This window comes from Sphingomonas sp. (genome assembly GCF_019242355.1).
Classification (GTDB): Bacteria; Pseudomonadota; Alphaproteobacteria; order Sphingomonadales; family Sphingomonadaceae; genus Sphingomicrobium.
Window position 1 is genome coordinate 1 of sequence record NZ_JAFAVR010000003.1, and the last position, 2,226, is coordinate 2,226.

The 2,226-nt window shown below is 63.5% G+C and carries 2 protein-coding genes; one reads left to right on the plus strand and one right to left on the minus strand.

From position 1 onward, the window contains the following. Positions 1 to 96: 96 nt before the first annotated feature. Complete coding sequence (locus JOZ79_RS00060) at positions 97 to 1,026, plus strand: hypothetical protein (RefSeq protein ID WP_294068888.1); 930 nt, start codon at positions 97 to 99, stop codon at positions 1,024 to 1,026. Positions 1,027 to 1,042: 16 nt separating this feature from the next. Here JOZ79_RS00060 and JOZ79_RS00065 read toward each other — a convergent pair whose 3' ends face one another. After that, positions 1,043 to 2,149 (minus strand): hypothetical protein, encoded by a 1,107-nt coding sequence (locus tag JOZ79_RS00065; RefSeq protein WP_294068890.1) that lies wholly within the window; start codon positions 2,147 to 2,149, stop codon positions 1,043 to 1,045. Positions 2,150 to 2,226: the final 77 nt, after the last annotated feature.

The following is a 2,226-nucleotide window of genomic DNA, read 5'->3' on the forward strand; positions in this document are numbered from 1 at the left end:
CCGGCGGCACCGTCGATTTCGATCAGCGCTTCGGCACGGGCGCCAAATGCGGACCGTTTCAGTCGCAGAATTAGAGTGCTCGGGAGGTCGATCGCCATGCGAGCCATTCCCATCGAGAATGTGTTCGATGATCCGCGCGCCATTCGCAGGCTCGTCGAACGCCACAGTCCGTACCGAGCGCTGGCCAGCTATCTGCCTGTCTCCGCGACGCGCGGCGACCGGGAGGCCAGCGCGGCCAACGGCGGGACGCTTCCCTGGTTTCGCAGCACATGGGCCGCCAACGGCAAGCCGCTGGTGGAGGGCGCCGAGCTCATTCTGAATCATCCGCGTTTCCGGGAAGCGGCGTCGCAGCTCTTCGATGATGCGGAGGTGGTGCCCAACACGATCGCAATCAATGTGAACGCGCCGATGCCGGCCGGCGGGGTCCATGTCGATATCCCCTCCTTCCGTGGCGCTGCGCGTGATCGCTACCCGATCCAACTGCTGCAGGCGATGGGAAGCTCCGGCCTGTTCGAGCCCTGGCGCATCGTCGAGGCCGGCGCGGTGGTCTGGTTCTATGAGGGCGCGGGTGGCGAATACGAATATTGGCCCGACGGCCTGAGTGGGGCGAAGCAAAGCGTGAGCGCGCCACTCACCAACCGCGCTCTCGTCGCCGACAACGACCGGATGTATCACCGGATCGGCTGGGTCGGCGAACCCAATGCGAAGATGCCGGCGATCTCACCGCTCGCTCAAATCGCGCACAATTCAGCGAGGGGTTGGGTCATCAGCGATGGCGGTCGCGAAGTCCGATGCTATCCGGACCAGCAAATCCGGATTTCGATTTTGTGGAAGGGCGGCATCAAGGCTGGCGGCGGTCGCACTGACGATGAGCAACTGTCCGCCGAGCGCATTGCGCAGATCTTCCAGACCGACCTCGCTGCCCGGGGCGTGGCGGCTGACGCGCAAGGCTCCCCCCTATCCGATCAGGCTTGGCTCGACCTCGTGCACTCGATTTATTACTCGCCGGTCGAGCTCAGGGAGTGACGTCGAGTTGTACTTTCTAATCGATCGGCAGCTTGATCTCGTCGGCGCCCGCCATGCGCTGGATCGATTCGTCGAATGATAGCCGATCGGGATTCTCCTGGGGCTGCGCCCACAAGGTTTCGGAGAGCTCTTTCTGCTCGAGCAGGAAGCTGCGGCCGTCGCGCAGATGCGCATAGGCCGCCCAGGGCACGAACTTGATCAGCGGAAACGGAAACGCCTCGCGCGGCGAGATGTCGATATTGACGCCCGAAATGAACAGCAGGTTCTTGGCGTCGTAGCAGTTGGCGCGCAGGATGCTGCGATAGGTGCGGTCGAACTCGACCTGGGTGGTATGGCGCGCGGCGTCGAGCGCCGGATTTTTCGAGGTGACCAGCGTCGGCATCGCCGGTCCCAGCGCGACTTCCAGGATGTCATGGCCTTCGATATCGGAGGCCGCCGGACGTTGAAACGAGAACAGGTCGGCCGTGAGCTGCGCGCCGATCGGGCGCGGCTTCTCTTTCCAAACCTCATCTCCGAAGCGATCGGTGAAGGCCATCGACGGGCGAAACACCTTCGCGGTGCTCATCACCTTCACCGGCTCGCCAACCACGATCATGTCGAGATGCAGAAACAGGCCCTCCGGGCGTTTCTCGTCGAGATACTGGTTGTCGATGACGACGACAGCCTCGCCCTCGAGCGAGCCGCACAGCACCTGCTCGCAGGCGTGGCGATATTCCTCCTGGTACCAGTGCAGCACCGCGCAGAGCTTGCCGCAATTGTCGCCCATGGCGCCGCCATCGGTGCGGTGACGCTTGTAGACGCCAAACCGCCCGTTGTCGGCGTCATAGCCGACATGGCTCGCCTGGATGATGACGAGGTCCTCACCGTGATGGGCATAGGGCCCGTGGCGATTGACCGCGACCTTGCCGCCGACCCGGCCGTGGTCGAAGGGAAAGGTGCCGAAATGCTGGGCGAGCAGGATCACGGGATAGCCCTGGCTCTCGTCGGAACAGAATGCCCGGGACGGCATCATCCGGTCCCGCTCGAAGCCCAGCGACCGGCAGTAGTTGTAGAGCCGTGGCACGAACTGGCTGTACCGCATGGCATAGGGGCCGATCCGCAAGTTTTCGATCATCCGCTGCATGATTTTCCTCAGGCCCAAATGCCCCGAAAGCCGCTGTAACGGCCGTTGTTGACGCGGCTGTGAAGGTCAGGGTGGCG

Bases quoted from the DNA above. Each gene is read 5' to 3' on its own strand.
- JOZ79_RS00060 (WP_294068888.1), top strand. From the start codon at position 97: ATGCGAGCCATTCCCATCGAGAATGTGTTCGATGATCCGCGCGCCATT.
- JOZ79_RS00065 (WP_294068890.1), bottom strand. From the start codon at position 2,149: ATGCAGCGGATGATCGAAAACTTGCGGATCGGCCCCTATGCCATGCGG.